The sequence below is a fragment of the Glutamicibacter sp. Je.9.36 genome (genome assembly GCF_051129975.1).
Lineage (GTDB): Bacteria > Actinomycetota > Actinomycetes > Actinomycetales > Micrococcaceae > Glutamicibacter.
The window spans coordinates 106,532-130,017 of sequence record NZ_JBCPSN010000005.1 but is presented as its reverse complement, the minus strand read 5'-3'; the positions used below and the strand labels follow the sequence as shown (position 1 = coordinate 130,017).

Genomic DNA, 23,486 nt, shown 5'->3' with positions numbered 1-23,486 from the left:
TGACTTCGCTCACCTGGCCAAGCAACAATTTGCCGCCGTGCCGACGATGGCTGGGCGGCAAACCGCCGTGGAACTTTGCGCCAGTTCTCGAATTTCGACAGCTAATCCTGAGCAGGTCAGGCCAATACGGTCAATCTATATACGCTGCTTTACAGCGGCAGCAGCGTCAACTCGCACGGTGTGGCCATGGCGAATTGATAAGATGGTTGGTTGTCTGACGTGAATCAAGTAGAAAACGCCGAGGACAATTACCTGTCCCCGAAGAAAGCGCAGCCAGTGAGCCATACCTTGGATCAGTCTCGGACAAGCACCCAGCGTGCCGGTTTCCGAGTTGATTTGCAGGGACTTCGCGCCCTCGCAGTCCTGCTGGTGATGTGCTATCACATCTGGTTCTCCCGGGTCTCCGGCGGTGTGGACATCTTCTTGATGCTCTCCGCCTTCTTCCTCACTTCTTCCACCGCACGGCGCATCGCCCGCGGGCAGCGCCCGCCTCTGCTCGACGGCTGGCTGCATCGATTCTCGCGCCTGATACCGCAAGCGGCGGTAGTCATCATTGGCGTGGTCATCGCGGCATGGATCATCCTGCCTAGTACGCGCTGGCTGGAGCTGATCGACCAGTCCAATGCCGCGCTGTTCTACTGGCAGAACTGGTACCTCTCGGATCACCAGGTGGACTACTACGCCTTCAACACTGCCGCCGCCTCGCCGCTGCAGCACTTCTGGTCCCTGTCTGTCCAGGGACAGATCTTCATCATCTGGCCGCTGGTTCTTGCCGGCAGCGCACTGCTCTGGAAGAAGTTCTTCTCCCGGCACAGCTTCGCCGCCGTAGCAGGCGGCGCCTTCGGAGCCATCTTCCTCGGCTCGCTCGCGTATTCCATTCACATCACCGCCACCAACCAGCAGGTGGCCTACTTCCACACGGGCGCGCGCCTATGGGAATTCGCCCTCGGCTCGCTGCTCGCCTTGGCATTGCCGTGGCTCTCCAGCCTGCCCGAGAAGATCCGCCGCATCGGAGGCTGGGCCGGCCTGGCCACCGTCATAGGCAGTGGCGCCGTACTGGATGTGCAGGGGCAGTTCCCGGGCTTCATGGCTTTGGTGCCCACGGTCGCCGCCGCCTTGGTGATCTCGGCTCCGGCACCGCGCAGCTGGGCCAACTCGTCGGGCCTGCTTTCCTTGCCCCCGCTGGTAAAGCTGGGCGACCTGTCCTACGGCATGTACCTGTGGCACTGGCCGTTGCTGGTCTTCTACCTTGAGGTCTCCGGGAACGAGAAGGCTTCCTTCGCTGCCGGCAGTGTCTTGATTCTTGCCTCGATCCTCGCTTCGTGGGCCACCACCAAGTTCGTCGAGAAACCGGCCATCGCCTGGCAAGCCAGTGCCAGCTTCTCGCGCCTGATTCCGCAAACCGGGTTCAAGCTCATTGCCCAGTTTGCCGTGGTCGCTGTGGGGCTTGGCGTAGCCAGCCTTCCGGTGATGGCCTGGGAGAACAACGTCGAGCACCGCAGGGCCATGGCCGCGGCGCAGACCGCCACCGACAACCCCGGGGCCAACGCCGAAGATGACTGGGATCCGTCACCTGCGGCTTTGACCCTGCCGCTGGCGACCGAACTGGATAGCGAATGGCAGACTCCCGGCGATGTCTGCGAAGGGGCGAACGCTCCAGATGACGAGCGCATCCACTTCTGCGAGCAGGGCGGCACTTTCGACGGGGGAGCGCCGGACCTGGTACTGCTGGGCGATTCGCACATGCAGCACTGGTCCGCGGCGGCTTCGGCAATGATCGAGGAAGCTGGCGGCAGCTGGATCCTGGTGTACGAACCGGGTTGCCGCTACGGCTCCGATGCTGACCGCGTGGAAGAAGCCTGCTCCGGTTTCCAGGACGCGGCGCAGGAATACGTAGCGGATCTGGCTCCGCAGATGGTGCTGACCACGGCCAGCAAGACCGTAGCGGACCCTGATGACATGCTTCGCAGCCCGGGGGAGCAGGAGATCCTGGTGGACAACTACGCCGAGATGATCCAGCCGCTGCTCGATGCCGGAAGCCGGGTCATCGCGATGCGCGATACCCCGCGCTATACCTACTCCATTCCGGAATGCGTGGATTCGAACAAGGGACTTCCTGCCAACTGCGATGGTTCGGCCGGCTACGCATTGAACAGCGTGAATCCAGTGGAGCAATTCCTGGATTCCAATGATTATGGCGACCAGGTTGTTTCCCTGGACATGACGGGGTTGCTCTGCCCCGAGGGGGTCTGCAAAGCTGTCATTGGCAACGTCTTGACGTACCTGGATGATTCGCACCTGTCCAAGACCTTCGTGCTCAGTGCCAAGCGCCAGTTCGCTTCTTCTTTCAAGGAAGCAACAAACTGGGAATAAGTCACCCCTGATGCGGGATGGGGCATGAGGTTGAACACAGTGCGCCACGAAGGAATAACCGGAACGCCAAAAGAGCTCTACCATTTAATCAACCTCCGCTGTCGCCCCGAAAGGTTCCCCCGTGACTGAGTTCAACCCCTTTGCCTTTGAAGGACTCACCTACGACGACGTTCTGCTGTTGCCTGGCCCGACGGATGTGATTCCTTCGGAGGCGGACACCACCACCCGCTTCACCAAGCGCATCAACATCCAGGTGCCCATCAGCTCCGCTGCAATGGACACGGTGACCGAAGCACCCATGGCAATCGCGCTGGCACGCCAGGGCGGTATCGGCGTGATCCACCGCAACCTTTCCATTGAGTCCCAGGCCAAGCAGGTTGACCAGGTTAAGCGCAGCGAGTCGGGCATGATCACCGACCCAGTCACTGTGCACCCGGGTGCCACCTTGGCTGAATGGGATGAGCTGTGCGCTCAGTACCGCGTCTCCGGTCTGCCAGTGGTAGATGAGAACCGCAAGCTGTTGGGCATCATCACCAACCGCGACACCCGCTTTGTTCCTCGCGAACGCTACATGACCACCAAGGTCTACGAAGTGATGACCGGCATGCCGCTGGTGACCGCTCATGACGGTGTAGCTCCAGAGAAGGTAATCGAGCTCCTGTCCAAGAACCGCATCGAGAAGCTTCCACTCATCGATAACGACGGCAAGCTCACCGGCTTGATCACCGTCAAGGACTTCGACAAGGCCGAGCAGTATCCTCTGGCGACCAAGGACGACGAAGGCCGTCTGCGTGTTGCAGCTGCTGTTGGATTCTTCGGCGAAGGCTACGAGCGTGCCATGACCCTGATCGACGCCGGCGTTGACGCACTGGTTGTCGACACCGCCAATGGCCACTCGCAGGGCGTGCTGGAGATGATTGCACGCCTGAAGAAGGATCCAGCGGCTGCGCACGTGGACATCATCGGCGGCCAGGCAGCCACCTATGACGGTGCCAAGGCACTGATCGATGCTGGCGCTGACGCCATCAAGGTCGGCGTTGGCCCGGGCTCCATCTGCACCACCCGCATCGTTGCCGGCGTGGGCGTTCCCCAGGTTACCGCTATCTACGAAGCAGCCAAGGCAGCTATTCCAGCTGGCGTTCCATTGATCGCTGACGGCGGCCTGCAGCACTCGGGCGATATCGGCAAGGCCCTGGTGGCCGGCGCCGACTCGGTCATGCTCGGCTCCCTGCTGGCAGGTACCGCTGAGTCCCCAGGCGATCTGGTCTTCATGGGCGGCAAGCAGTTCAAGGCCTACCGCGGCATGGGCTCGCTGGGCGCAATGGAAACCCGTGGCAAGAACACCTCGTACTCCAAGGACCGCTACTTCCAGGCTGACGCGCCATCGAACGAGAAGCTGATCCCTGAAGGCATCGAAGGCCAGGTCCCTTACCGCGGCCCGCTGTCGGCTGTCACCCACCAGCTCGTGGGCGGCCTGCGCCAGACCATGTTCTACGTGGGCGGACGCACCGTTCCCGAGCTGAAGGCACGCGGCAAGTTCGTCCGCATCACCGCAGCAGGCCTGAAGGAATCGCACCCGCACGACATCATGATGACCGTTGAGGCACCGAACTACCGTTCGCGCTAAGGCTCATTGAAAAGATCCTGGCGGAATCCACGCTCCAGAGCGGATTCCGCCAGGATCTTTTGCATGCCGGGAGCCAAAGGGGAACAAAGCCGCAGCCAATGCATCCATGCGGGGCTGTGGCGCAGGGGGCGTTATCAGCCCTCGGCGGATGCCCATTCTTCACGAGTTGCCACGTACTCGAATTCACCGTCCTGGGTTACCACCGTGACCGAGCGCAGGTCCTTGTCCCGTTCGCCGATTCGAAGCATCGTATTGCTGCCTACATATGCCAAATCGGAGTGGGCGTCGACTTCCCAAGCATATGGTTCAAGAGTAATGAGCAATTCACCGTATTCCGGGGCTTCGAAGGGAAGCATGTGCCCGTGCGGATCAGTTGGGTACCACTTCAGGAAGTCCTTGGGCTCGTCGATGTCCATGACAACGTCCTCCCAGCCCTTGTTGATGTCGTCCATCCATTGCTGCATCTTTTCGTTGGCCCACTCTTGCAGTTCTTCATCCGAGTAATCCTTGCTTGCTTTCGGGGCCGGCTTTTCTGCCGGTGCTGGCAGTTCTGCTGGTTCCGGCTTTTCAGGAGCGAAAGCGGCTGCAGGCTCAGAAGGCAGCGGCTCCTCCGATCCGGATGAAGTGCAAGCTGCCAGTGGCACTACTGCGATGGCAATCAGGGGCAAGCAAGTTAGAAGTTTGCGCACGGGTGGCTTTCTCGAGAAGGGCGGCATGGTGATGCACCCGAGTCTATGGGAGCGCAGCGACGAATACTCGGCAAAGACGAGCGTTGACGCCTTTTCGTTATTCACCGGATCTTTACTGGGGACTTGTCCAGAAGCACAGTGCGCAAGGCTACCTGCACACACGGCCCCACGTAGAATGAAAACTAGGCAATACCTCTCGGTGCGCGGGAACCACCCGCTAGTGAGTGACCGTCAACGAAGGGCATCAATTTGGGCCAGCCAGCCAACCTGAAGAAGCAAACCCGACAGCGTATGGAACGCACGGGGGAGAGCTACACCACCGCGCGCAAGAACATCTTGGCCGGCAAGCCTGAAAGCCCTCGGGCCGCTCGCGCTGCCGCCGCACGCGACTACGCCAAGGAAGCACGCGAAAAGGCCAAGGCGCAGGAGCAGAAAGGCAAGAACGCTCCGGCTGCTTCGCCAGCTGACGAACTGCCTGAGTACCCAGCGCCAAAAGATGTCATCCAGTACGATGCTGCGCTCTGGCACCGAGTCCTAGTCCAAGCTGGCGTCACCAACAAGCACACCGGCGAACCGCTGAGCCAGGCATTGCTCGCTGGCCTTGCCGGCGGTATCGGCTTCATGGCTTTTACCCATGAAGGCGGCGAAGGGACTGCAGTAACCTTGGTGACCCGCCACAACCCGGAACCCTATACACAGAACCTGCTGGCTCGTTGCGGTGCTACGGTGACCGAACGTACCACCGGCTCAGCCGAACGCGCTGTCGAATACATGGACGCTGCCCTGGACGCAGGCCGCACCGTGGTGGTTCGCGTGGCAATCAGCGCGCTGCCATGGATTGACGGCAACACGGTTGATGATGCCGAGACCCTGGATCTCGTCGTCGTTGGCGAGCACAAGAAAGACCTGATGGTAGATGACGGTTCAGGTGCGCTGAACCTCATTAGCCCCAAGGAACTGGCCATCGCCCGTGCGATGCGCAAGAAGGAAAAGCACTGGCAGGCATGGATCCCGTCCTCGCGCTCGCCGAAGGCCGAGACCCTGGCCGCCAATGCTGTCGAGGCGATTGGGGAAACCACCGCTCGCCTGCTGGGCACCAGCGAGCTTTCCGGGGTTCCAGTGCACTTTGCCAAGAACTTCGGCATTACCGGCATGCGCACCTTGGCCACGCGACTGCGCGATAACGAGTCCAAGACCGGTTGGTCCCAGATCTTCGCAAGCCAGCAAACACTGGCCAACGGCTTGGACCAGCTCGCAGGTTTCTTCTCCGACACGCGTTTCAGCGGCGAAGGGGCGCTGCGCGGCCTGTACGCGGACTTCCTTTCGGAAGCGGCGGAACTTCCAGGCTTGGCGGCGCTGGCAGCTCACGTAGATGCTTACCAGCAGCTCTCCACCCAGTGGGATGCGTTCGCGGACCTGATTGATCCAGAGACCGAGTTCGCCAAGCGTGCTGAGCACTTCGCCGTATTGGCTGACGCGATTGAGCTCATTGCCGATTCTGAAGAGCAAACCGCCACCTCCTTGGCCGTGACCGCCAAGAAGCTTGCATCCAAGGCAGCCAGGTAAACCTGGCTCAACATAGGCCCTGCCATCCGGTGATCTTACTCACCGGCCGGCAGGGCGTTGTTGTCCCGGTGTGCCACTTGCGGCCCCATGCACCAGAGCCAGCGCAGAAACATCGCCTAAAGCCAATGCGCTATCAAAAGCGGGATTATCCGGGAATCTTGATAACCTAGTTAGGTGAGTAACGAGATTGAGATCGGCCGCGGCAAGCGGGCAACTAAGGCATATTCCCTGGACGACGTAGCGATCGTACCGAATCGCCGTACCCGTGATCCGAAGGACGTATCGGTGTCCTGGCAGATCGACGCCTTCCAGTTCGACACCCCTATCCTGGGCGCACCAATGGATTCGGTGACCTCCCCGTCTACTGCAATCGCCTTGGGCAAGCTCGGCGGCCTGGGCGTGCTGAACCTCGAAGGCCTGTGGACCCGCTACGAGGACCCGGAAGCAGTGCTGGCTGAAATTGCCAGCCTGAAGTCCGAGGCGGCAACCCGCAACGACCCGAAGACCACCGCAAAGCTGCAGGAACTGTACTCGGCTCCCATCCAGCCTGAGCTGATCACCTCGCGCATCTCCGAGATCCGCGACTCCGGCGTTGTCGTTGCAGGCTCGTTGACCCCGCAGCGCACCCAGGAGCACTACAAGACCGTTGTCGCTGCCGGCGTGGACATCTTCGTCATCCGCGGCACCACCGTTTCGGCCGAGCACGTCTCGAAGACCACCGAACCGCTGAACCTCAAGCAGTTCATCTACGAACTCGATGTCCCAGTGATCGTGGGCGGCGCAGCCGGATACACCCCGGCCATGCACCTGATGCGCACCGGTGCAGCCGGCGTGCTCGTTGGCTTCGGTGGCGGCGCATCCTCCACCACCCGCCGCACCCTGGGCATCCACGCGCCGATGGCTACCGCCATTGCCGACGTTGCAGCCGCACGCCGCGACTACATCGAAGAGTCCGGCGGACGCTATGTCCACGTCATCGCCGATGGCGGCATGGGGAACTCCGGCGACATCGTCAAGGCCATCGCCATGGGCGCCGACGCAGTGATGCTCGGTACCGCACTGGCCCGCGCCGATGAAGCACCAGGCGCCGGCTACCACTGGGGCATGGAAGCAGTTCACGAGGCCAGCCCACGTGGCGACCGCGCCAAGGTCGGCACTGTCGGCTCGCTGGAGAAGGTCCTGCACGGCCCATCGCACGAGACCAACGGCACCTCGAACCTGGTTGGCGCACTGCGCCGCTCGATGGCCACCACCGGCTACTCGACCCTCAAGGAATTCCAGCGCGTCGACGTCGTGCTGTCCCCGTACGAATCCGATCGCTTCTAGCTGATCCTGATCTGGCCCTGCTCTTCTTTCGAAGGGTGGGGCCAGTGTCGTTTAACCGCTTGGTCTCAACGAATGAATAAGCAAGTTGGTTCCACCAGCGGAAAATAAGGCAACAGGGCTAATCTCACGCCATCGCATTTCGAGTTCTACGCCAAATAGAAGTACCGTTAGAGTGTGCTTAAAACCGCTCTGAAGCCCAAATGGATCGGCGCCCTCTTTGCCGCGCTAGCTCTCGCCACCGGATTCGTTCTCTTGTCCGGATGGCAGTTCGGCGCCTCCGAAACCGAGCCGCCGGTCAAGATCGACAAGACCGAGAAGCCGGTCGCGCTGATCGAGCATCAGGAAGTCGGCAAGGAACTGCTGGGCATCAAGGCGGACCAGATCGTCACCATGGAGGGCGAATTCGTCCCCGGCACCGATCAGCTGATTGCGCCTCGGCTGAATGGCGATCAGCGCGGTGTCTGGGTCATCACCCAATTCAAGGTCGAGGGTGCGACCCAGGACGCCGGTATTGCGGTGGTACGCGGCTGGCAGCCTGAAGCAACCAAGCCAGCTCCGGCACCTGAAGGTGAACTGGAGATCACCGGGCGCCTGCTGCCTAGCGAAGGCCCGGAATTCCGCGAGGACCTGCGCAGCTCAACGCTGCCAACTCTCGCCTCGGCACAGCTGGCGAACATCTGGGATTCGGTCCTCTTTGAAGGATTCGTCACGGCCCACGAAATCACCACGGCCAAGGGCGAAACCGTAGCGCAGCCGGGCCTGGATATCGTCGACGTCGGTCCGCAGCCCCAGGAAGCGCAGATCAACTGGCTGAACGTTTTCTACGGCCTGGAATGGGTCCTCTTCGCAGGGTTCGCCATCTTCCTCTGGTACCGCATGGTGCGCGATGATTACCAGCGGGATCTTGACGAGATTGCTGAGCTCGCTGCCGAAACACATATCAAGGGCGGCAACGCCACCCAAGCTGGAAACAGCAACGAATAGCATTTCACGCACACCGCACTTCTTACCGAAATCGGAAGGAATCACTAACGATGTCCAGCACCACCCCGGCACCGAAGCCCCGGAAATTCGGCGGCACCCCTAAGCAGATCCGTGCAGCCGCAACCTTCTACAAGGTCTTCGCCTACATCACCGGCGTGATGCTGCTGCTGCTCGTGCTGGAAATGATTTTCAAGTACTTCTGGTCCCTGGAACTCTTCGTGGGTGGCACCTTGGTAGATGGCACCTCCAACGCCGTCGGCATGTACAACCGCGCCGAGGTGGCCGGGGGACTGAACCTCTCGCTGGGCATCCTGATCGCCCACGGCTGGCTATACGTGGTGTACCTCTTTGCCGACTTCCGCCTGTGGACCTTGATGCGCTGGCCATTCATGCGCTTCATTACGATCGCGCTCGGCGGCGTCGTTCCGTTCCTTTCCTTCTGGACCGAAGCCAAGGTGCACGCAGAAGTAGACCGCGAGCTGGCCGCGCATCCAAAGGCCGCCAAGCGCTACTGACACGTGGCCGCCTTCATTGCCAAAGGGCAGATCCGTTCATCGAAAATGAACAGATCTGCCCTTTGCCTTTGCCAAAAATCCACTAGGTGACGCTGATGACATCACCTTGGCTGTTTCGCGCGCAGTGAACCGCGTAGACTGTAACGGTGACTACTGCTCCCCTCAATCCAGAACATAAGCCGGTTCTGGTCGTCGACTACGGGGCCCAATACGCGCAGCTTATCGCTCGCCGCGTACGTGAGGCCCGTGTGTACTCGGAGATCGTTCCGCACACCCTGTCCACCGAAGCCATCCTGGCCAAGAACCCTGCAGCGATCATCCTCTCCGGTGGTCCTTCCAGCGTTTATGCCGATGGCGCCCCTTCCGTCGGGGCTGACCTGTTTGAAGCCGGCGTGCCGGTCTTGGGCATCTGCTACGGCTTCCAGGCCATGGCTAACGCCTTGGGCGGTACCGTGGCCGAAACCGGCCTGCGCGAGTACGGCCGCACCGCAACCAACTTTGAGGGCGATGCCCGCTCCATCCTGGCAGGCGCCGCTCAGGCCCCTACCGTCTGGATGAGCCACGGCGACTCCGTCTCCAAGGCCCCAGAAGGCTTCGAAGTGCTGGCCACCACCGCTGGTGCTCCGGTTGCCGCTTTCGCAAATGAAGCAAAGCGCCTGTACGGCGTGCAGTGGCACCCAGAGGTGAAGCACTGCGAGTTCGGCCAGGATGTCCTGGAGAACTTCCTGTACAACGGTGCTGGCCTGAAGGGCGACTGGACCGCTGACAACATTGCTGACGAGCAGATCGAGCGCATCCGCGCCCAGGTCGGCACCGGCAAGGCCATCTGCGGCCTGTCCGGCGGCGTGGACTCCGCTGTTGCAGCTGCCCTGGTGCAGCGCGCCATCGGCGACCAGCTCACCTGCGTGTTCGTCAACCACGGCCTGCTGCGCGAAGGCGAAGCCGAGCAGGTTGAGAAGGACTTCGTAGCTTCCACCGGCGCCAAGCTGTACATTGCCGACGAGCGCGAGCGCTTCCTGACTGCTTTGGACGGTGTCACCGACCCGGAGACCAAGCGCAAGATCATTGGCCGCGAATTCATTCGCGCCTTCGAAGCAGCAGAAGCGGCGATCATCGCCGAGGCCGCTTCCGAGGGCGAGCCAGTGAAGTTCCTGGTCCAGGGCACCTTGTACCCGGACATCGTCGAATCCGGCGGTGGCGAAGGCACCTCGAACATCAAGAGCCACCACAACGTGGGCGGCTTGCCAGAGGACCTGGACTTCGAGCTGGTGGAACCACTGCGCACCCTGTTCAAGGACGAGGTCCGTGCAGTGGGCCGCGAGCTCGGCTTGCCTGAGGAAATCGTTGGCCGCCAGCCATTCCCTGGCCCAGGCCTGGGTATCCGCATCATCGGTGCCGTCAACGAAGAGCGCCTGTCCATCCTGCGCAAGGCTGACGCGATCGCTCGCGCCGAGCTGACTGCTGCAGGACTGGATGACGAAGTTTGGCAGATGCCAGTAGTGCTGCTCGCTGAGGTACGCTCGGTAGGCGTACAGGGCGATCACCGCACCTACGGCCACCCAATCGTGCTGCGTCCGGTTTCCTCCGAGGATGCCATGACCGCCGACTGGTCGCACCTGCCATACGATCTGCTCTCGAAGATCTCCAACCGCATCACCAACGAGGTAGATGGGGTGAACCGCGTGGTGCTGGACGTTACGTCCAAGCCACCTGGAACCATCGAGTGGGAGTAAATCCCCAAGACTGCTAATTCACTGCGCTTTGGCGGGTGAATGGGAAGCGGATCCGGTACGCCGGTTCCGCTTCCCGCAGTTAAAACGTGTTTCGCGCACCGGTTCTGCACGGTGCGTGCACTACGTTAGAAAGAGGCGTATCTGCACCTGTGGTGCGCCCGAATGTGGTCGGTTCAGTGAAGGGAATGACTGTCGTGACTAGTGGACAGAATGCTGCCGCCGAGCGTGTAGCTGCCTGGGTGAAATCCCTGGGACAGAGTGCCGGGGCGGATACCACCCTGCGATTTGCTCCGTCGACCTCCAATAGCATCGACATAACCCATGCCAATCCATCGGGATTGGCCCAGTTCCTTGCCGGACGGCGTACCCGCCTGTCCACGCTGCTGCACGATGCGGACCAGTACGCCACCGCGCGCCGCACTGCCCGTGCGCTCTCGGCCAAGATCAATGAACTGTGGGAAGAACGCGGCATCGACGTCGGCTACCTGGCCGCCGGTGTCGCCAACTGGCGTGCGGTCCACGATGGCAAGAGCGAGCCTGTCTCGGCTCCCATCATGCTCGGCCGCATCACCCTGACCAAGCACGTTGATGCTGACGACTACGACCTGCAACTGGTCGGCCGCGCCACCGTATCCCCGGCCTTCGTGCGCCAATTCGAAGCCGACCACAACGCCAAGGTCGATGTCGCCGCGGTGGACGCCGAAGCGTACTCCATCGCCCGTTTCGACCCGGTCCGCGGAATGGATGCCCTGCGCCACCAGATGTCCGATGTTCCCGGCGTAGTGGTGGGCCACCGCCTGCTGCTCTCCACCTTCTCCGAGCTGATGGACCCAGCTGACCCGGCCAAGCTCAATGGGTCCCACCCGGTCATCGAGGCGCTAATTCGTCACGACTCCGCGGAAAAGCAGGCTGGGCACAGCCAAAGCAGCAAGACCTCCGAAGCGCTGGCCAACCTGGTCGCTTCCAAGCCGGGCGCTGCCAAAACCGAGGGCTCAAAGCCTGAAGAAGCCAAGGACGAGTCTGCCGCTGAAAAGAAGCAGGACGAAGAGCAGCCTGAAGCGCAGGCCGCCGATGCCAAGGGCCATGAAGCTGCCGGCTCCCGCCTGAGCCGCGTGAAGAACATTCTCAAGGAAACCGCGCGCTCGCGTAAGCAGAGCCTTGCTTCCGAAGAATCTTCTGCCCGCAAGGTCCACACCGGAACCACCACCATTGCCAAGTCTTCTGATGACCGTGATCCGGAAGATGAACTGTTCTTGCTGGACGCGGATGAGTCCCAGTCCAAGATGCTTGACTACATCGCTGCCGGTGAATCGGTGGCCATCAACGCCGCTGCCGGTACCGGTGCTACCCAGACCGCGCTGAACGCAGCCGCGCTGCTGGCCGCCCAGGGCAAGCGCGTACTGGTGGTTGCGGAACAGCGTTCTGCCGCCGAAGAATTCGTGACCCGCTTCAACGAGCACCTGGATGCAGGCAGCATGCTGCTGGAACCCAACGAGGATCCAGAAGCGCTGCGCGCGATGATGACCAAGGCAATTCTGCGCAACGAACGCGCTGCCGAGCCGCAGCTGGGCTCCATGTTCAAGCGCCTGCGCGAATCCCGCCACGCACTGCACGAGCATGTGAAGTCGCTGCACTCGGTGCGCAGCCGTTGGGGTTGCTCGCCATACCAGGCAATGCAGGAACTGGCACGGCTCTCCGCACTGGAACCAGCGCCATCCACCACCGTGCGCCTGAAGCGTTCGGTGCTGGACTCCATGGGCCAGCGCGGACATGTTGCCGCGCAGCTCAAGCGCGCAGCACAGCTTGGCGCTTTCTCCAAGATGCACACCACCAGCCCATGGCATGGTGCACCGCTGCGCAACACCGAAGCCACCGAAAAGGCCTTGAACCTGGCCAGCGGGCTGGGCCGCGACCTGCCCATCCTGCATGAGCACATGCTGCAGATCGCCGAGCGTTCGCAGATCCGCCTGGAAGAAAGCTACGACAAGTGGGGAGACCAGCTGCAGTTGCTGGTCGCCGTCCGCGGATCGCTGGACAAGTTCGAGGCCGACATCTTCGAGGGCGACATCGATGATTTGATCGCCGCTACCGCAACCAGCGCATGGCGCCGCGAGCACGGCGTGGAGATGGGCTCCATTGTCCGTTCCCGGCTGCGCAAGATTGCCAAGGAATACGTCCGCCCGGGCATGCACGTAGCTGACCTGCAGTCCGCTTTGCAGGCGGTGGCGGTCCAGCGCGATGCCTGGCGAGCCATTGCCACCAGCCAGCGCAACCCGCAGGTCCCAGGCGGCCTGCTGGATGTTGAAGCCGGATACCACGACGCCGGTGCCCGCATCGACAAGCTGGCCGAAATGATGCCGTCCTCCCTGGGCTCGCGCCTGCGCGAAATGCCCATCAAGGAGCTGCTCTCGGTGATTGCAGCGCTGGTCGAGCGCCGCGAGGACCTGGGCGAGCTGCCCGAGCGCACGTTGATCTCCGAGCAGCTGGCCGAAGCCGGGCTGGGCGACCTGCTTGACGACTTCGCCGAACGCGAGATCGACGCCGACCAGGTAGACAGCGAATTGGAGCTTGCCTGGTGGCAGTCCGTGCTGGATGCCATGATCTCCGGTGACGACTTCCTGGCCATGAATGATGGCTCCAAGCTGGAGAAGATCGAGGCTGACTACCGTCTGGCTGACGGCGCGCACATCGCTGCCGGCCCGCAGCGCATCCGCTGGGCGCTGACTCGCAACTGGAAGGCAGCGCTGGCTGACCACCGAGCCGGTTCCCGCGCGCTGCGCGAGATGCTCAAGGGCGGAACCCCGAGCATTGCCGGGCTGCTGGATCTTGGAGCACCGCTGGCCAATTCTCTAACCCCGGTCATCGTCTCGGCTCCGCTGCTGCTGGGCAGCGCCCTGCCGGAGGACACGAAGTTCGATGCGGTCATCCTGCTGGAAGCCAACTACCTCACCCTGCGTGAAGTCCTGGATGCGATCCGCCGCTCCGGCCAGGTCATTGCCATTGGCGATGAAATGCTGGGCGGTCCGAAGCGCTTCGAGGTCTCCGTAGACCCGACCGCACGAGTTCGCGAGCAGAGCGTGGACCGTTCCGCGCTGGAAGCCCTGAACAAGGTCCTGGTGACCGGTTCGCTGTCCACCGTGTACCGCGGCATCGACGAAGGCCTGGTGGAACAGCTGTCCGCCACCTACTACGATTCGGCGCTCTCGCGCCTGCCAATGGCGGTGAACCTCACCGGCGACTCCTCGCTGCTGCGCGGCGAATACGTGCCAGATGCCACCGGCTCGCTGTCCAGCAGCGAAGACGGCGTGCAGACCACCGCAGCAGAAGTAGCGCGCGTGGTGGATCTGGTCTTCGCCCACTTCAAGAACCACGGGGGCGAATCGCTGGCAGTCATTGCCTCGAACCGCAGCCATGCCTCGGCCATCGCCGAAGCGATCCGTGTCCAGCTGCCAAACCACAAGTACGCGATGGAGCACCTGCGCTCCAAGCGCGAACCATTCGTGGTGACCACCATGGACCGGCTGATCGGCCTGCGCCGGGACTCGGTCATCTTCGCCTGGGGCTACGGACGTACTCCGCACGGCAAGACCCTGCACGAATTCGGTGCACTGTCCCGCGAGGGCGGCGAACAGCTGTTCGTCGCCGCCATGACCCGATCGCGGACCCGCATGACCTTGGTGTCCAGCCTGTTGCCCGAAGACGTGGACCTGAACCGCGTCTACCGTGGTGCCCGACAGTTCTTCGAACTGTTCGGACGCGTGCAGGCAGGGGATTCCGGAGTCAGCTCGATGCGCAATCCGCGCTTCGATCCATTGGTCTCCGATCTGGCCCGCCGCCTGCGCGAAAGCGGTGCCATCGTTTCCGAGGACTACCGCGGTGTGCTGGACCTGTCGGCTCACGCCTACGACTCTGCGCACAGCGGCATCCGCCCATTGGCTGTGGTCTACGACGGCACCGAGCACTATGCCGGACTGACCGTGCGTGAACGCAGCCGACTGCGCCCGGAATTCTTCGAGAAGCACGGCTGGCGCTATGTTCCGCTGTGGACCATTGACGTCTTCACCGATCCGGGTGCTGTCACCGATCGCCTGGCCCATGCACTGGGGTTGAAAAAGCCTGCGGCCCCAGCCCAGGCTTCGACCCGTACCGGTGTGGCCGCCGCTCGGCCGGTGTCTGCCCGTGAAGTCACCACCGAAGCGGAAACGCCGAAGGAAAAGTCCAATCTGCTCAAGTCCGCCAAGGCACGACTGGAACCAAAGGCCGAGACCAAGCAGGAAGCGCCAGCTGCTGAAAGCGGTGCCAAAGCTGAAGCTGCCCAAGCACCTGCAAAGGACAGCGCGGATAAGCCACTGACTCCAGCCCCTGTCCCGGCTACCAGCAAGAACGAGGATCCGGAGCCAAAGAAGTAATGACTTCTGAGCAAGAACCAACGCGCGGCCACCGCAAGCGGCCGCGCGTTGTCGCACCCCCGCAGCATCTGACTGCTCGCGTTGAACTCACCGGCAGCTACGCGCCAGTGCCGCATTCAGACTCCGTGAACCGGGCACTAGCCGGCCACCAGCCCGCCGAGACTTCTGCTGCGGCGACGGTGTCCCGCGCCAAGCAGCCGGCCGCCGATCCGCTGTCCGAGTTGCTGGCCAAAGACCAGGACCCGAGAAATTGGGGCGACGCCAAGGAAGACCTGGCTGAAATGATGAAGCGCGAGAAGCCGCCGCACTGGGGCTGATTTCCTAATTCACCAAGACGGCTGAAACCTTGCCGCGCGATACTGCCCCGGCCAGATCATCCGAGAGGCTGCTGGCCGCCGCGACCACCACAATTCCTTCACCGGTCGGAGCCGCGCCGCTGAGCATGCCGAATTCGGAGCTGCTGGCATTATCCGGAACCCAGAGCACCGGCACCGCCTTGGCGATGGTCTGCGAGCTGATGTCCTTTTCAAAGCCATCTCCGGTGGTCAATACGATATCCACCAGTTGCCCTGGATGGAGCAGCGTCACGGTGGCAGGATCGCTCAAGCGCAAGGGAACGGCTACGGTGCCTTCCGGCGAACCGGTCAAAAGTTGTGGCCCCACCAAGGAATAGTTGCGCAGCACCGTTCCGGCAGTCAGTGCCACGGCTGCCCGTTGCCCCGAGATGGCATCGATGCTTTCAAAGACTTCGGCATCTTCCGGGGCAAGCCGCACCGTTTGCACCGTCAGCTGGTTGGCGGATATGCGGGACCCGGCAGGAATGTCGCTCAGCGCCACCACGACCTCACGCTGCGCTAATTGCCCGGAGGAAAACACATTGAGCACGCCGGCCAAGGCCAGCAGCGCGCAGGCGATGGCCAAAGGCTTCCGGTAGCGGCGCAACAACTCATTGCGGTTGCGCACGGGACGGAACTTCGGCTTGGGAATCACCGGGGGCCGGGAGGCGGCATGCGGTCTGGAGAAGAAGCTCATAACCCCATGCAACCTTCAGGTCCAGCGGCCCACTGCGAGCTGCCCGCGAGCTGTGGGTAAATCAGATGATCTGATGCACCTGCTGCGGAGTGAACACCAAGTCCACGGGCTGGTCATGCTCATCGATTTGGAAGGAACCGGCCGGAACATACTCGTGCTCATAAACCACGGCCGCCACACGGACCGGCGCATCGTCGATCAAGGGCAGGAAGCGATCGTAGTAGCCACCGCCTTGGCCTAAACGCAGCCCATTCGAATCGATGGACAGCGCAGGCATGATCAGCGTATTGATCTCGTCAAAGAGCTCTGTGCCCATCCGCGTGCCCACCGGCTCCATCACCGGGGCCAAGGTACTTGGCTGGAATTCCATGCCGGGGGAGTACTCAACCCACGACAGCCCATACTCCGGTTCGCACACCGGCAGGTAGACTTCAATGCCTTCCTTGGCCAAAGCATCCAAGAGCGCCTCGGTGGACGGTTCATCCGGACCCGAGCAATAGGCCGCGACCTTCTGGACGACTCCGGTGCTCTGGCTCAGATAGCCAATCACCGTGTGAGCCAGATCCAGGCCGAATTGCTCACGCTTGCTCGGATCAAGTGCCCTGCGCCAAGTGCGCACAGCGGCACGCGCGGCCTTCTTGCCGGCGCCAGAATTCAGATCAGCGGTGGGATTCATGCCTACAGCTTACGTGCAAGAAACGAAACGCTGCCTGCTAGCGCTGTTGCCAGCTGCAAGCATGACGAAGTAATACGATGTGCACATGTTCTTCTCTCGTCGAGCAAAGCACTTGGTTCCGGATCTGACCTCGGAACGGCTGTTGTTGCGCCAGCTGACTGCCAGTGACGAAGCCGAGTGGATCAATCTGCGCTACGCCAATTCCACATGGCTCAAGCCATGGGATCCCACCAGTCCCTTGGGCCCGCCAGAAGCCATGACTTTTCGCGAGATGCTCAGGGCCAAGGATGAATCAGCAGTTGACGGCAGCGGATTCACCTGGGCCTTGGCTCTGCCCCAGCTGCACAAGGGGCGCCCGCCACTGATCGGCCAGGTTTCCGTGGCGTCGGTGCAATATGGTGCCGCGCGCACAGCGTCCATCGGCTACTGGCTGGATCGCAACCATGCCGGCTTTGGCCTGATGCCCGAAGCCTGCGCCTTGGTCATAGACCATTGCTTCGAGCAGCTGCAGCTGCACCGCCTGGAAATCAACATCCGTCCGGAGAACGCGGCCAGCCTGCGGGTGGTGGACAAGCTCGGGTTCCGCGATGAAGGGCTGCGCAAAGGCTATCTGCACATCGATGGGCAGTGGCGGGATCACCGCACCTTTGCGTTGACCCGTGAAGAGGTGGAAACGACGCTGCTCGAACGCATCTACGAATACTGAGGCGGATTTCGTGCTATTTCGTTCAATCGAGCTCTGATATGAGAGAACTGCATTGAAAACATGCAGACACGCCAAGGGATGTGCATGAGCGCGCACCCAAGGTTGCATAGTGTTGATTCGAAGGAACCATATTTAGTTCCACGAGGATTTGACCGACCCAATCGGTGATGGAGGACCCACATGGCTGGCACGTCACAGAGCGCTTCGCAGGAAAGTGCTGCGACCAAACTCAAGATTCGTGTGCGCTATGGCCGGTTGTCCGTCGCGCTCGTCGGTGCCTTGGCTGTCCTCGCGACCGTCTTCGGTCTCATCCTGGCTCCTTTCACTGCTCTGACCTTCGGCACCGTAGGCCTGTTCGTGCTGATTGCTGTAGCATCCTTCGCCACCCTGCGCGGGCTGGCTGTCCGCGACCGCAACCGCAAGCTGCTCGAGCACCTCGAAGCCACCCGGCAGCAGGCGCTGCGGACTCCCGCTTTTGACGACGCGGCTAACCAGGTCATCTCGCGCAAGCATGAGGATGACGAGGTCTTCGACGCTCGCCCGGGTTCGTCCCGCCGCGCTCCAGCGATTACCGCTGAAGAGCTGCGCGCCGAAGCGCTGCGAGTGGCCCACGGCTATGGCGGCGTAAAGCAGCCAGGTACTTGGGAACCAACGCACGTGCCCAAGCCAACGTACGTGGAAGCCAGCGAGCGCATCGCCAAGACCGCGGAGCTGGCAGCTGAACAGGGTGCCAAACGGACCCACAAGGCAGCACTGCCGGTGGAAGAACCGCTGCGTCCGAGCAAACAGATCAGCCTGAAGGCATCGGAAGATGCAAAGCGCCTGGCCACCGAAGTTTCGGCCGAAGAGCGCGCAGCGGTCGCTTCGGTAGTTGCCAAGCGTACCGAGAGCGCACCAGCTGCCAAGGAAACCGTTGCAGCGCCATCTGCCGCACCGGAAGCCGCACCCGTGGCTGGCGCAGGTACCAAGCCTCGCCTGAACCTGGACGCGGTCATGCAGCGCCGCCGCGCATAAGCATTCCAAGCACAAAGACTTGTGGCCCGGACCTCGCGAGGTCCGGGCCACAAGTCGCTTAAGCGCTGCTAGCTGATCATGTCATCGAATGGCAGCGGGCCGCGGTTGCCGCGGTGGTGCGCGAAGACCAAGGTGGTTTCGGTATGGCCCACCGACTCGTCGGTGGCGAGGTTGTCCAGCACCCAGTCACGCAGCGCATCGGTGGAACCGACCGCGATATGCAGCAGGTAATCGGTGCCGCCGGAAACATGGAACATGGACAGCACCTCGGGCAGCTGCGGGATGCGTGCCACGAAAGCGTCGATCTTCTCGCGGTCGTGGGCGCGCAGCTTGACCGAGATCAGTGCCTGCACGGTACGGCCTACAGCGCCCAGCGATACCTCGGCGTGGTAGCCGGTGAGGATGCCGCGCTCGACCAGCGAACGGGTGCGCAGCAGTGCGGTGGATGGAGCGATGCCCGCACGCTGTGCGAGGGTCGCATTGGAGATACGTGCATTAGCGACCAATTCGTCGATGATGATTCGATCGATTTCGTCCAGATCGACGTTTGATGAAAGCTCTGATTGCTGGGCCATAAGAATATTTCATCATATTCGCGAGATATCAGTGGGATCTTTGGCAGAAAAATCGGTGTATGCCGTCCGCGTACGAGTAAATAATCGGTGAACAAACGGATATATTGGGGATATGACACGTCGTTCTGAGCACACCGGTGAATCCTTTGATACCAGGCTGGCGGCCTATTGCTTGGTGGAACACGAAGGAAAGGTACTGCTTACGCTCTGGGATATGCGTCATCGCGATCCACGCTTCACCCCGCGCTGGTCCCTTCCCGGCGGCGGCATCGACTTGGGGGAGCCTATCGAAGAAGGCGCGCGCCGTGAAGTCTATGAAGAGACCGGCTACGCGGTGGGCGAGCTGGCGCTCCTGGATGTCAGCACGGGAGTTATTCCCGGTTCCAAGCGCTACTCGGGCGAAGGCCATGCCATGCAAACGGTGGCGGTCACCTATCGGGCCAAACTGACCGGTGGAGAACTGCGCCATGAAGTCAACGGTTCTACCAGCCAGGCCGCCTGGTTTACCCGCGAGGAGATCGCCAAGCTGAACTGCATTGAACGCGTTGAGAGCATCTTGCGACTGACCGCACCCGGCAAGTAGCGGCGGATCGCCGCTGGCCTGCCCTAGAATCAATAGGGACATGAACTTGCGAAATACCATCACCGTTGGCGCACTCAGCGCAACCCTGCTGCTAACCCTGTCTGCTTGCACCGAAGAGGCAACGCCGACGGCCGAGCCAAGCAAGGCCATCACCTTGCAGATTGCTGCCGGTTCCCAGCCTGCGGACCAGGCCTTGGCCCATGTCTATGCCAATGCGCTGAAAGCCGAAGGCTACAAGGTGTCGCTGAACAAGCCCAGTGCTGATCCTTACCAGCAGGTGGTCGACGGAAAAGCCGATTTGGCGGTGGACCAAGCGGCCAAGGCCCTGCCCCTGGTTGCTGACCCGGCGGCTATCACCGGTGAAGATCAATTGCTGAGCGTCGAGGAATCCAAGAACCTGCGCAGCGCCATCAATGACGCTGGGGGGCAGCTTTCTGCCTTGGAACTCAGCCCAGCTGATGCGGGAAAGGTCTTGGTCATGAGCCAGGCCCAGGCAACCTTGCACAAGGTCGATTCGGTGGAAACCCTGATTGCGGCTTGCACAGATCTGACGATCATTAGCGATGAAGCCAACGCCGCATCCTTGAAGGCATCATTGGAGGACGCTGGCTGCGAGAAGCCGAAGGTCGTGGCTGAGGAGCCGGCGAAACTGGCCAGCAAGCTGCGTGCCTCGGTGGACAGCGCGGTGGCGCTCGGGTCGGGAGATGCAGTCATCTCCGATGAAGGCTTCTACAGCATTCCGGGAAGCGCCGCCTTCTTCAACGCCGAGCAGTACATGGTGCTGGCCAACGGCGACGTGAATGACAAGGCCCGGGCAGAACTGGACAAGATCACCGGCGAATTCTCGCAGCAGTCCCTCGTGGACCTGAACCGGATGGTCAGCCAGGCCGACGGACTGAGCCCAGAGCAAGCGGCCACCCGTTGGGAATGGATCATCGAAGAGTAGGCCCCAGCCAGCTCTCCCAGGATTTCGACCGCTGACCATAGCGGTCGAGTAACAAGGTGTGTCGATCGCACCTGACGTGAGAAAGTGTAACCATGGCAGAATTCAAACAATCAACGAAACTGCACAACGTCCTCTACGACATCCGCGGCCCGCTGCTTGAGCACGCCACGCGCATGGAGTCCGAAGGACACCGCATCCTGAAGCTGAATATCGGCAATCCCGCGCCGTTCGGCTTCGAGGCGCCCGACGCGGTGCTCGTTGACATGATTCGCAACCTGCCTAACGCCCAAGGATACTCGGACTCCCGCGGCATTCTCTCGGCACGTACCGCCGTCTCGCAGTACTACCAGACCCGTGGCATCCAGACCATCGGCGTGGATGACGTCTACCTGGGCAACGGTGTCTCCGAGCTGATCACCCTCTCGTTGAATGCGCTGCTGAATAACGGCGACGAGATCCTGATTCCCGCCCCTGACTACCCGCTGTGGACCGCTTCGGTTTCACTGGCCGGCGGCACCCCGGTGCATTACCTGAATACCGAGGAAGAGGGCTGGCTTCCTGATCTTCAGGACATGGAAGCGAAGATCACCGATCGCACCAAGGGCATCGTGATCATCAACCCCAATAACCCGACCGGTGCGGTGTACCCCAAGGAAACCCTGGAGGGAATCCTCGAGCTGGCGCGCAAGCACAACCTGATTGTGTTCTCGGACGAGATCTACGAAAAGATCCTCTACGAAGACGCCGTGCACATCAACACCGCTTCGTTGGCAGATGACGTGCTGATACTGACCTTCTCCGGCCTGTCCAAGGCCTACCGCGTGTGCGGCTTCCGTGCTGGGTGGATGGCTATTTCCGGTCCCAAGCACCAGGCCGGCGACTACATCGAGGGCATCAACCTGCTGACCAACATGCGCCTGTGCGCCAATGTGCCGGCGCAGCACGCAATCCAGACCGCCTTGGGCGGCTACCAGTCGATCAATGACTTGATCCTGCCTGGCGGACGCCTGCTTGAACAGCGCGATGCGGCCTACAACCTGCTCAACGCGATTCCTGGCGTGAGCGTCCAGAAGGCCAAGGGCGCGCTCTACATGTTCCCGAAGCTGGATCCCGAGGTCTACCCGATCCACAACGATGAGACCTTCGCCCTTGAGCTGCTCAAGGCGCAGAAGATCCTGATCTCCCAGGGCACTGCCTTCAACTGGATCCGTCCGGACCACTTCCGTTTGGTCACCTTGCCCAACGTGCGCGACCTGACTGATGCGGTTGGACGCATCGGACAGTTCTTGGAGGACTGGCGCGCTCGCGCATAGGCTGCCCGGATGCGGAACCGGCCCAGAATCACCCACGTGATTCTGGGCCGGTTGTGCGTTAAGGCGGCTATCGGGGAATGCGGTCCCCGGAACTTCAGGGATATCGCCTGCCAGCGACTGCGATCGGAGAATTTGGTGTCCTGCAGCCGAAGAATTGCGTTTTCGCGGGGCTCAGCGATCCTGAGCATCGAGCCGTGATGGGTGCTTCGCCGTTGACGAATACCGCTTCTCACGGCGCCCGCAGTGGAAGTAGGCTGGCAACAACGAATCGCATCACTTCGACACACGCGTGAGGACTTAATGATGAGCGCCTACCCTGCCAACCTGTTAGAAGCACTACGTGCAGAACCGGGCGTGAAGCTTTCAGAGCGCGCAACCAAGGATGCTGATTGGTGGCCCGGGGACGCCCCGCAGGATAAGAAGGCCGCCGAGAAGCGCATGGTGCAGCTGGCTGAACTGCTCTCGGATCTGCAAGAGAGGCTCTTCGCCGCCTCGGTAGCTGGCGGACAAGGCCCAGCAGTCCTGCTCATTTTGCAGGGAATGGATACGTCCGGCAAGGGAGGGACTGTTCGCCACGTCCTTGGCATGCTGGATCCGCAGGGCGTCAAGCACCATGCCTTCAAGGCGCCAACCGAGGAAGAAGCAGCCCATGACTTCCTCTGGCGCATCACCAGGCAATTGCCCGCCGGGGGACTAGTGGGAGTCTTTGACCGTTCCCACTATGAAGACGTTCTGGTCGCCAAAGTGAAGGGCTTCGCCACCCCGGATGCGGTCGAGTCCCGCTACGGGAAAATAGTCGACTTCGAGAAGCAGCTGATCGAGCAGGGCATCCACCCGATCAAGGTGATGCTGCATATCAGCCGAGAAGAACAATTCGAGCGCCTCTCGGCACGCCTGGAGCGTGCCGACAAGCATTGGAAGTATTCGCCGGGCGATGTCGATGATCGCCTGCTGTGGGATGACTTCCAGTCCGCCTACGAGGTGGCGATTAACCGCACCGATAACCAGGGCGCACCATGGCATATCGTTCCCGCTGACCAGAAGTGGAAGGCCCGCTTGTGCGTCGCTGAGCTGCTGCTGGCTACCCTGGAGCGTGTCGCTCCGGACTGGCCCGTTGCCACCTTCGATGTGGAGCAGGAGAAGGCCCGGCTGGCGGCCGCGAAGTAGGTCCGGGTGAGGACAGGCTATTCGCCGGCGGCCTGCTCGTGCTTGGCGCGGGCCTGCTCCAGACGCTGAGAGACACCGTTGAGCCAGTTCTCGCAGTGGGCTGCCAGTGCTTCGCCACGCTCCCACAACGCCAGCGAGGCTTCCAGCGCAACTCCGCCGGTCTCGAGCTGGTTGACCACGGCCAGCAGTTCTTCGCGAGCCTGCTCGTAGGAAAGCTTGGCAATGTCTTCAGGGATTTGTGCAGTCATGATT

The 23,486-nt window shown here is 61.7% G+C and carries 20 protein-coding genes; 15 read left to right on the top strand and 5 right to left on the bottom strand.

What is annotated here, in order from left to right:
- Positions 1–219: 219 nt before the first annotated feature.
- Both AAZQ98_RS13340 and guaB read left to right on the top strand, forming a co-directional pair.
- A complete protein-coding gene (locus AAZQ98_RS13340; RefSeq protein WP_434692919.1) occupies positions 220–2,373 on the top strand; it encodes an acyltransferase family protein in 2,154 nt (717 codons plus the stop codon).
- A gap of 121 nt (positions 2,374–2,494) precedes the next feature.
- Complete coding sequence (gene guaB / locus AAZQ98_RS13335) at positions 2,495–4,000, top strand: IMP dehydrogenase (protein ID WP_105657608.1); 1,506 nt, start codon at positions 2,495–2,497, stop codon at positions 3,998–4,000.
- A 134-nt stretch (positions 4,001–4,134) separates the two neighbouring features.
- Here the strand turns inward: guaB and AAZQ98_RS13330 are convergent, their stop codons facing one another.
- The gene (locus AAZQ98_RS13330) at positions 4,135–4,689 is read right to left on the bottom strand and encodes a hypothetical protein (RefSeq protein ID WP_400342088.1); all 555 of its coding nucleotides are present in this window, start codon (positions 4,687–4,689) and stop codon (positions 4,135–4,137) included.
- Positions 4,690–4,938: 249 nt separating this feature from the next.
- On the opposite strand from AAZQ98_RS13330, the gene AAZQ98_RS13325 reads away from it, so the two are divergent.
- The 7 genes from AAZQ98_RS13325 (at position 4,939) to AAZQ98_RS13295 (ending at position 15,539) form a co-directional block, all read left to right on the top strand.
- Positions 4,939–6,255 (top strand): BtrH N-terminal domain-containing protein, encoded by a 1,317-nt coding sequence (locus tag AAZQ98_RS13325; RefSeq protein WP_434692915.1) that lies wholly within the window; start codon positions 4,939–4,941, stop codon positions 6,253–6,255.
- Positions 6,256–6,429: 174 nt separating this feature from the next.
- Positions 6,430–7,581 (top strand): GuaB3 family IMP dehydrogenase-related protein, encoded by a 1,152-nt coding sequence (locus AAZQ98_RS13320; protein WP_332502805.1) that lies wholly within the window; start codon positions 6,430–6,432, stop codon positions 7,579–7,581.
- A 174-nt stretch (positions 7,582–7,755) separates the two neighbouring features.
- The gene (locus AAZQ98_RS13315) at positions 7,756–8,565 is read left to right on the top strand and encodes an SURF1 family cytochrome oxidase biogenesis protein (protein WP_332594892.1); all 810 of its coding nucleotides are present in this window, start codon (positions 7,756–7,758) and stop codon (positions 8,563–8,565) included.
- A 50-nt stretch (positions 8,566–8,615) separates the two neighbouring features.
- Positions 8,616–9,080 carry a DUF3817 domain-containing protein gene (locus AAZQ98_RS13310; protein WP_105657600.1) on the top strand — a complete coding sequence of 155 codons (465 nt, stop codon included), beginning with the start codon at positions 8,616–8,618 and terminating at the stop codon, positions 9,078–9,080.
- 146 nt (positions 9,081–9,226) lie between these two features.
- Positions 9,227–10,813, top strand: coding sequence for a glutamine-hydrolyzing GMP synthase (gene guaA, locus AAZQ98_RS13305; RefSeq protein ID WP_332489167.1), 1,587 nt, complete (start codon positions 9,227–9,229; stop codon positions 10,811–10,813).
- 185 nt (positions 10,814–10,998) lie between these two features.
- On the top strand, positions 10,999–15,222 hold the full coding sequence (locus tag AAZQ98_RS13300; RefSeq protein ID WP_434692913.1) for a DUF4011 domain-containing protein: 4,224 nt from the start codon (positions 10,999–11,001) through the stop codon (positions 15,220–15,222).
- Positions 15,222–15,539 (top strand): hypothetical protein, encoded by a 318-nt coding sequence (locus AAZQ98_RS13295; RefSeq protein WP_434692912.1) that lies wholly within the window; start codon positions 15,222–15,224, stop codon positions 15,537–15,539. The genes AAZQ98_RS13300 and AAZQ98_RS13295 overlap by 1 nt, the downstream gene beginning before the upstream one ends.
- A 4-nt stretch (positions 15,540–15,543) precedes the next feature.
- Here AAZQ98_RS13295 and AAZQ98_RS13290 read toward each other — a convergent pair whose 3' ends face one another.
- A complete protein-coding gene (locus tag AAZQ98_RS13290; RefSeq protein WP_434692910.1) occupies positions 15,544–16,254 on the bottom strand; it encodes an RcpC/CpaB family pilus assembly protein in 711 nt (236 codons plus the stop codon).
- A 61-nt stretch (positions 16,255–16,315) separates the two neighbouring features.
- A complete protein-coding gene (locus tag AAZQ98_RS13285; RefSeq protein ID WP_434692907.1) occupies positions 16,316–16,930 on the bottom strand; it encodes a 5-formyltetrahydrofolate cyclo-ligase in 615 nt (204 codons plus the stop codon).
- 85 nt (positions 16,931–17,015) lie between these two features.
- On the opposite strand from AAZQ98_RS13285, the gene AAZQ98_RS13280 reads away from it, so the two are divergent.
- Both AAZQ98_RS13280 and AAZQ98_RS13275 read left to right on the top strand, forming a co-directional pair.
- Positions 17,016–17,636 carry a GNAT family N-acetyltransferase gene (locus AAZQ98_RS13280; protein ID WP_434692904.1) on the top strand — a complete coding sequence of 207 codons (621 nt, stop codon included), beginning with the start codon at positions 17,016–17,018 and terminating at the stop codon, positions 17,634–17,636.
- A gap of 180 nt (positions 17,637–17,816) precedes the next feature.
- Positions 17,817–18,650 (top strand): hypothetical protein, encoded by an 834-nt coding sequence (locus AAZQ98_RS13275; protein ID WP_434692901.1) that lies wholly within the window; start codon positions 17,817–17,819, stop codon positions 18,648–18,650.
- 68 nt (positions 18,651–18,718) lie between these two features.
- Here AAZQ98_RS13275 and AAZQ98_RS13270 read toward each other — a convergent pair whose 3' ends face one another.
- Positions 18,719–19,225 carry an Lrp/AsnC family transcriptional regulator gene (locus AAZQ98_RS13270; protein ID WP_105657592.1) on the bottom strand — a complete coding sequence of 169 codons (507 nt, stop codon included), beginning with the start codon at positions 19,223–19,225 and terminating at the stop codon, positions 18,719–18,721.
- Positions 19,226–19,337: 112 nt separating this feature from the next.
- Here AAZQ98_RS13270 and AAZQ98_RS13265 point away from each other — a divergent pair, with 112 nt between their 5' ends.
- The 4 genes from AAZQ98_RS13265 to AAZQ98_RS13250 all read left to right on the top strand — a co-directional run bounded on the left by AAZQ98_RS13265 (position 19,338) and on the right by AAZQ98_RS13250 (position 23,234).
- Complete coding sequence (locus AAZQ98_RS13265; RefSeq protein ID WP_402470595.1) at positions 19,338–19,808, top strand: NUDIX hydrolase; 471 nt, start codon at positions 19,338–19,340, stop codon at positions 19,806–19,808.
- Positions 19,809–19,848: 40 nt separating this feature from the next.
- The gene (locus AAZQ98_RS13260) at positions 19,849–20,754 is read left to right on the top strand and encodes a glycine betaine ABC transporter substrate-binding protein (RefSeq protein WP_434692897.1); all 906 of its coding nucleotides are present in this window, start codon (positions 19,849–19,851) and stop codon (positions 20,752–20,754) included.
- A 92-nt stretch (positions 20,755–20,846) separates the two neighbouring features.
- A complete protein-coding gene (locus tag AAZQ98_RS13255) occupies positions 20,847–22,067 on the top strand; it encodes a pyridoxal phosphate-dependent aminotransferase (protein WP_434692894.1) in 1,221 nt (406 codons plus the stop codon).
- Between the two features lie 303 nt (positions 22,068–22,370).
- Positions 22,371–23,234 carry a PPK2 family polyphosphate kinase gene (locus AAZQ98_RS13250; protein WP_105657588.1) on the top strand — a complete coding sequence of 288 codons (864 nt, stop codon included), beginning with the start codon at positions 22,371–22,373 and terminating at the stop codon, positions 23,232–23,234.
- Between the two features lie 17 nt (positions 23,235–23,251).
- Here the strand turns inward: AAZQ98_RS13250 and AAZQ98_RS13245 are convergent, their stop codons facing one another.
- Positions 23,252–23,482 carry an exodeoxyribonuclease VII small subunit gene (locus tag AAZQ98_RS13245; RefSeq protein ID WP_434692892.1) on the bottom strand — a complete coding sequence of 77 codons (231 nt, stop codon included), beginning with the start codon at positions 23,480–23,482 and terminating at the stop codon, positions 23,252–23,254.
- Between the last annotated feature and the right edge of the window lie 4 nt (positions 23,483–23,486).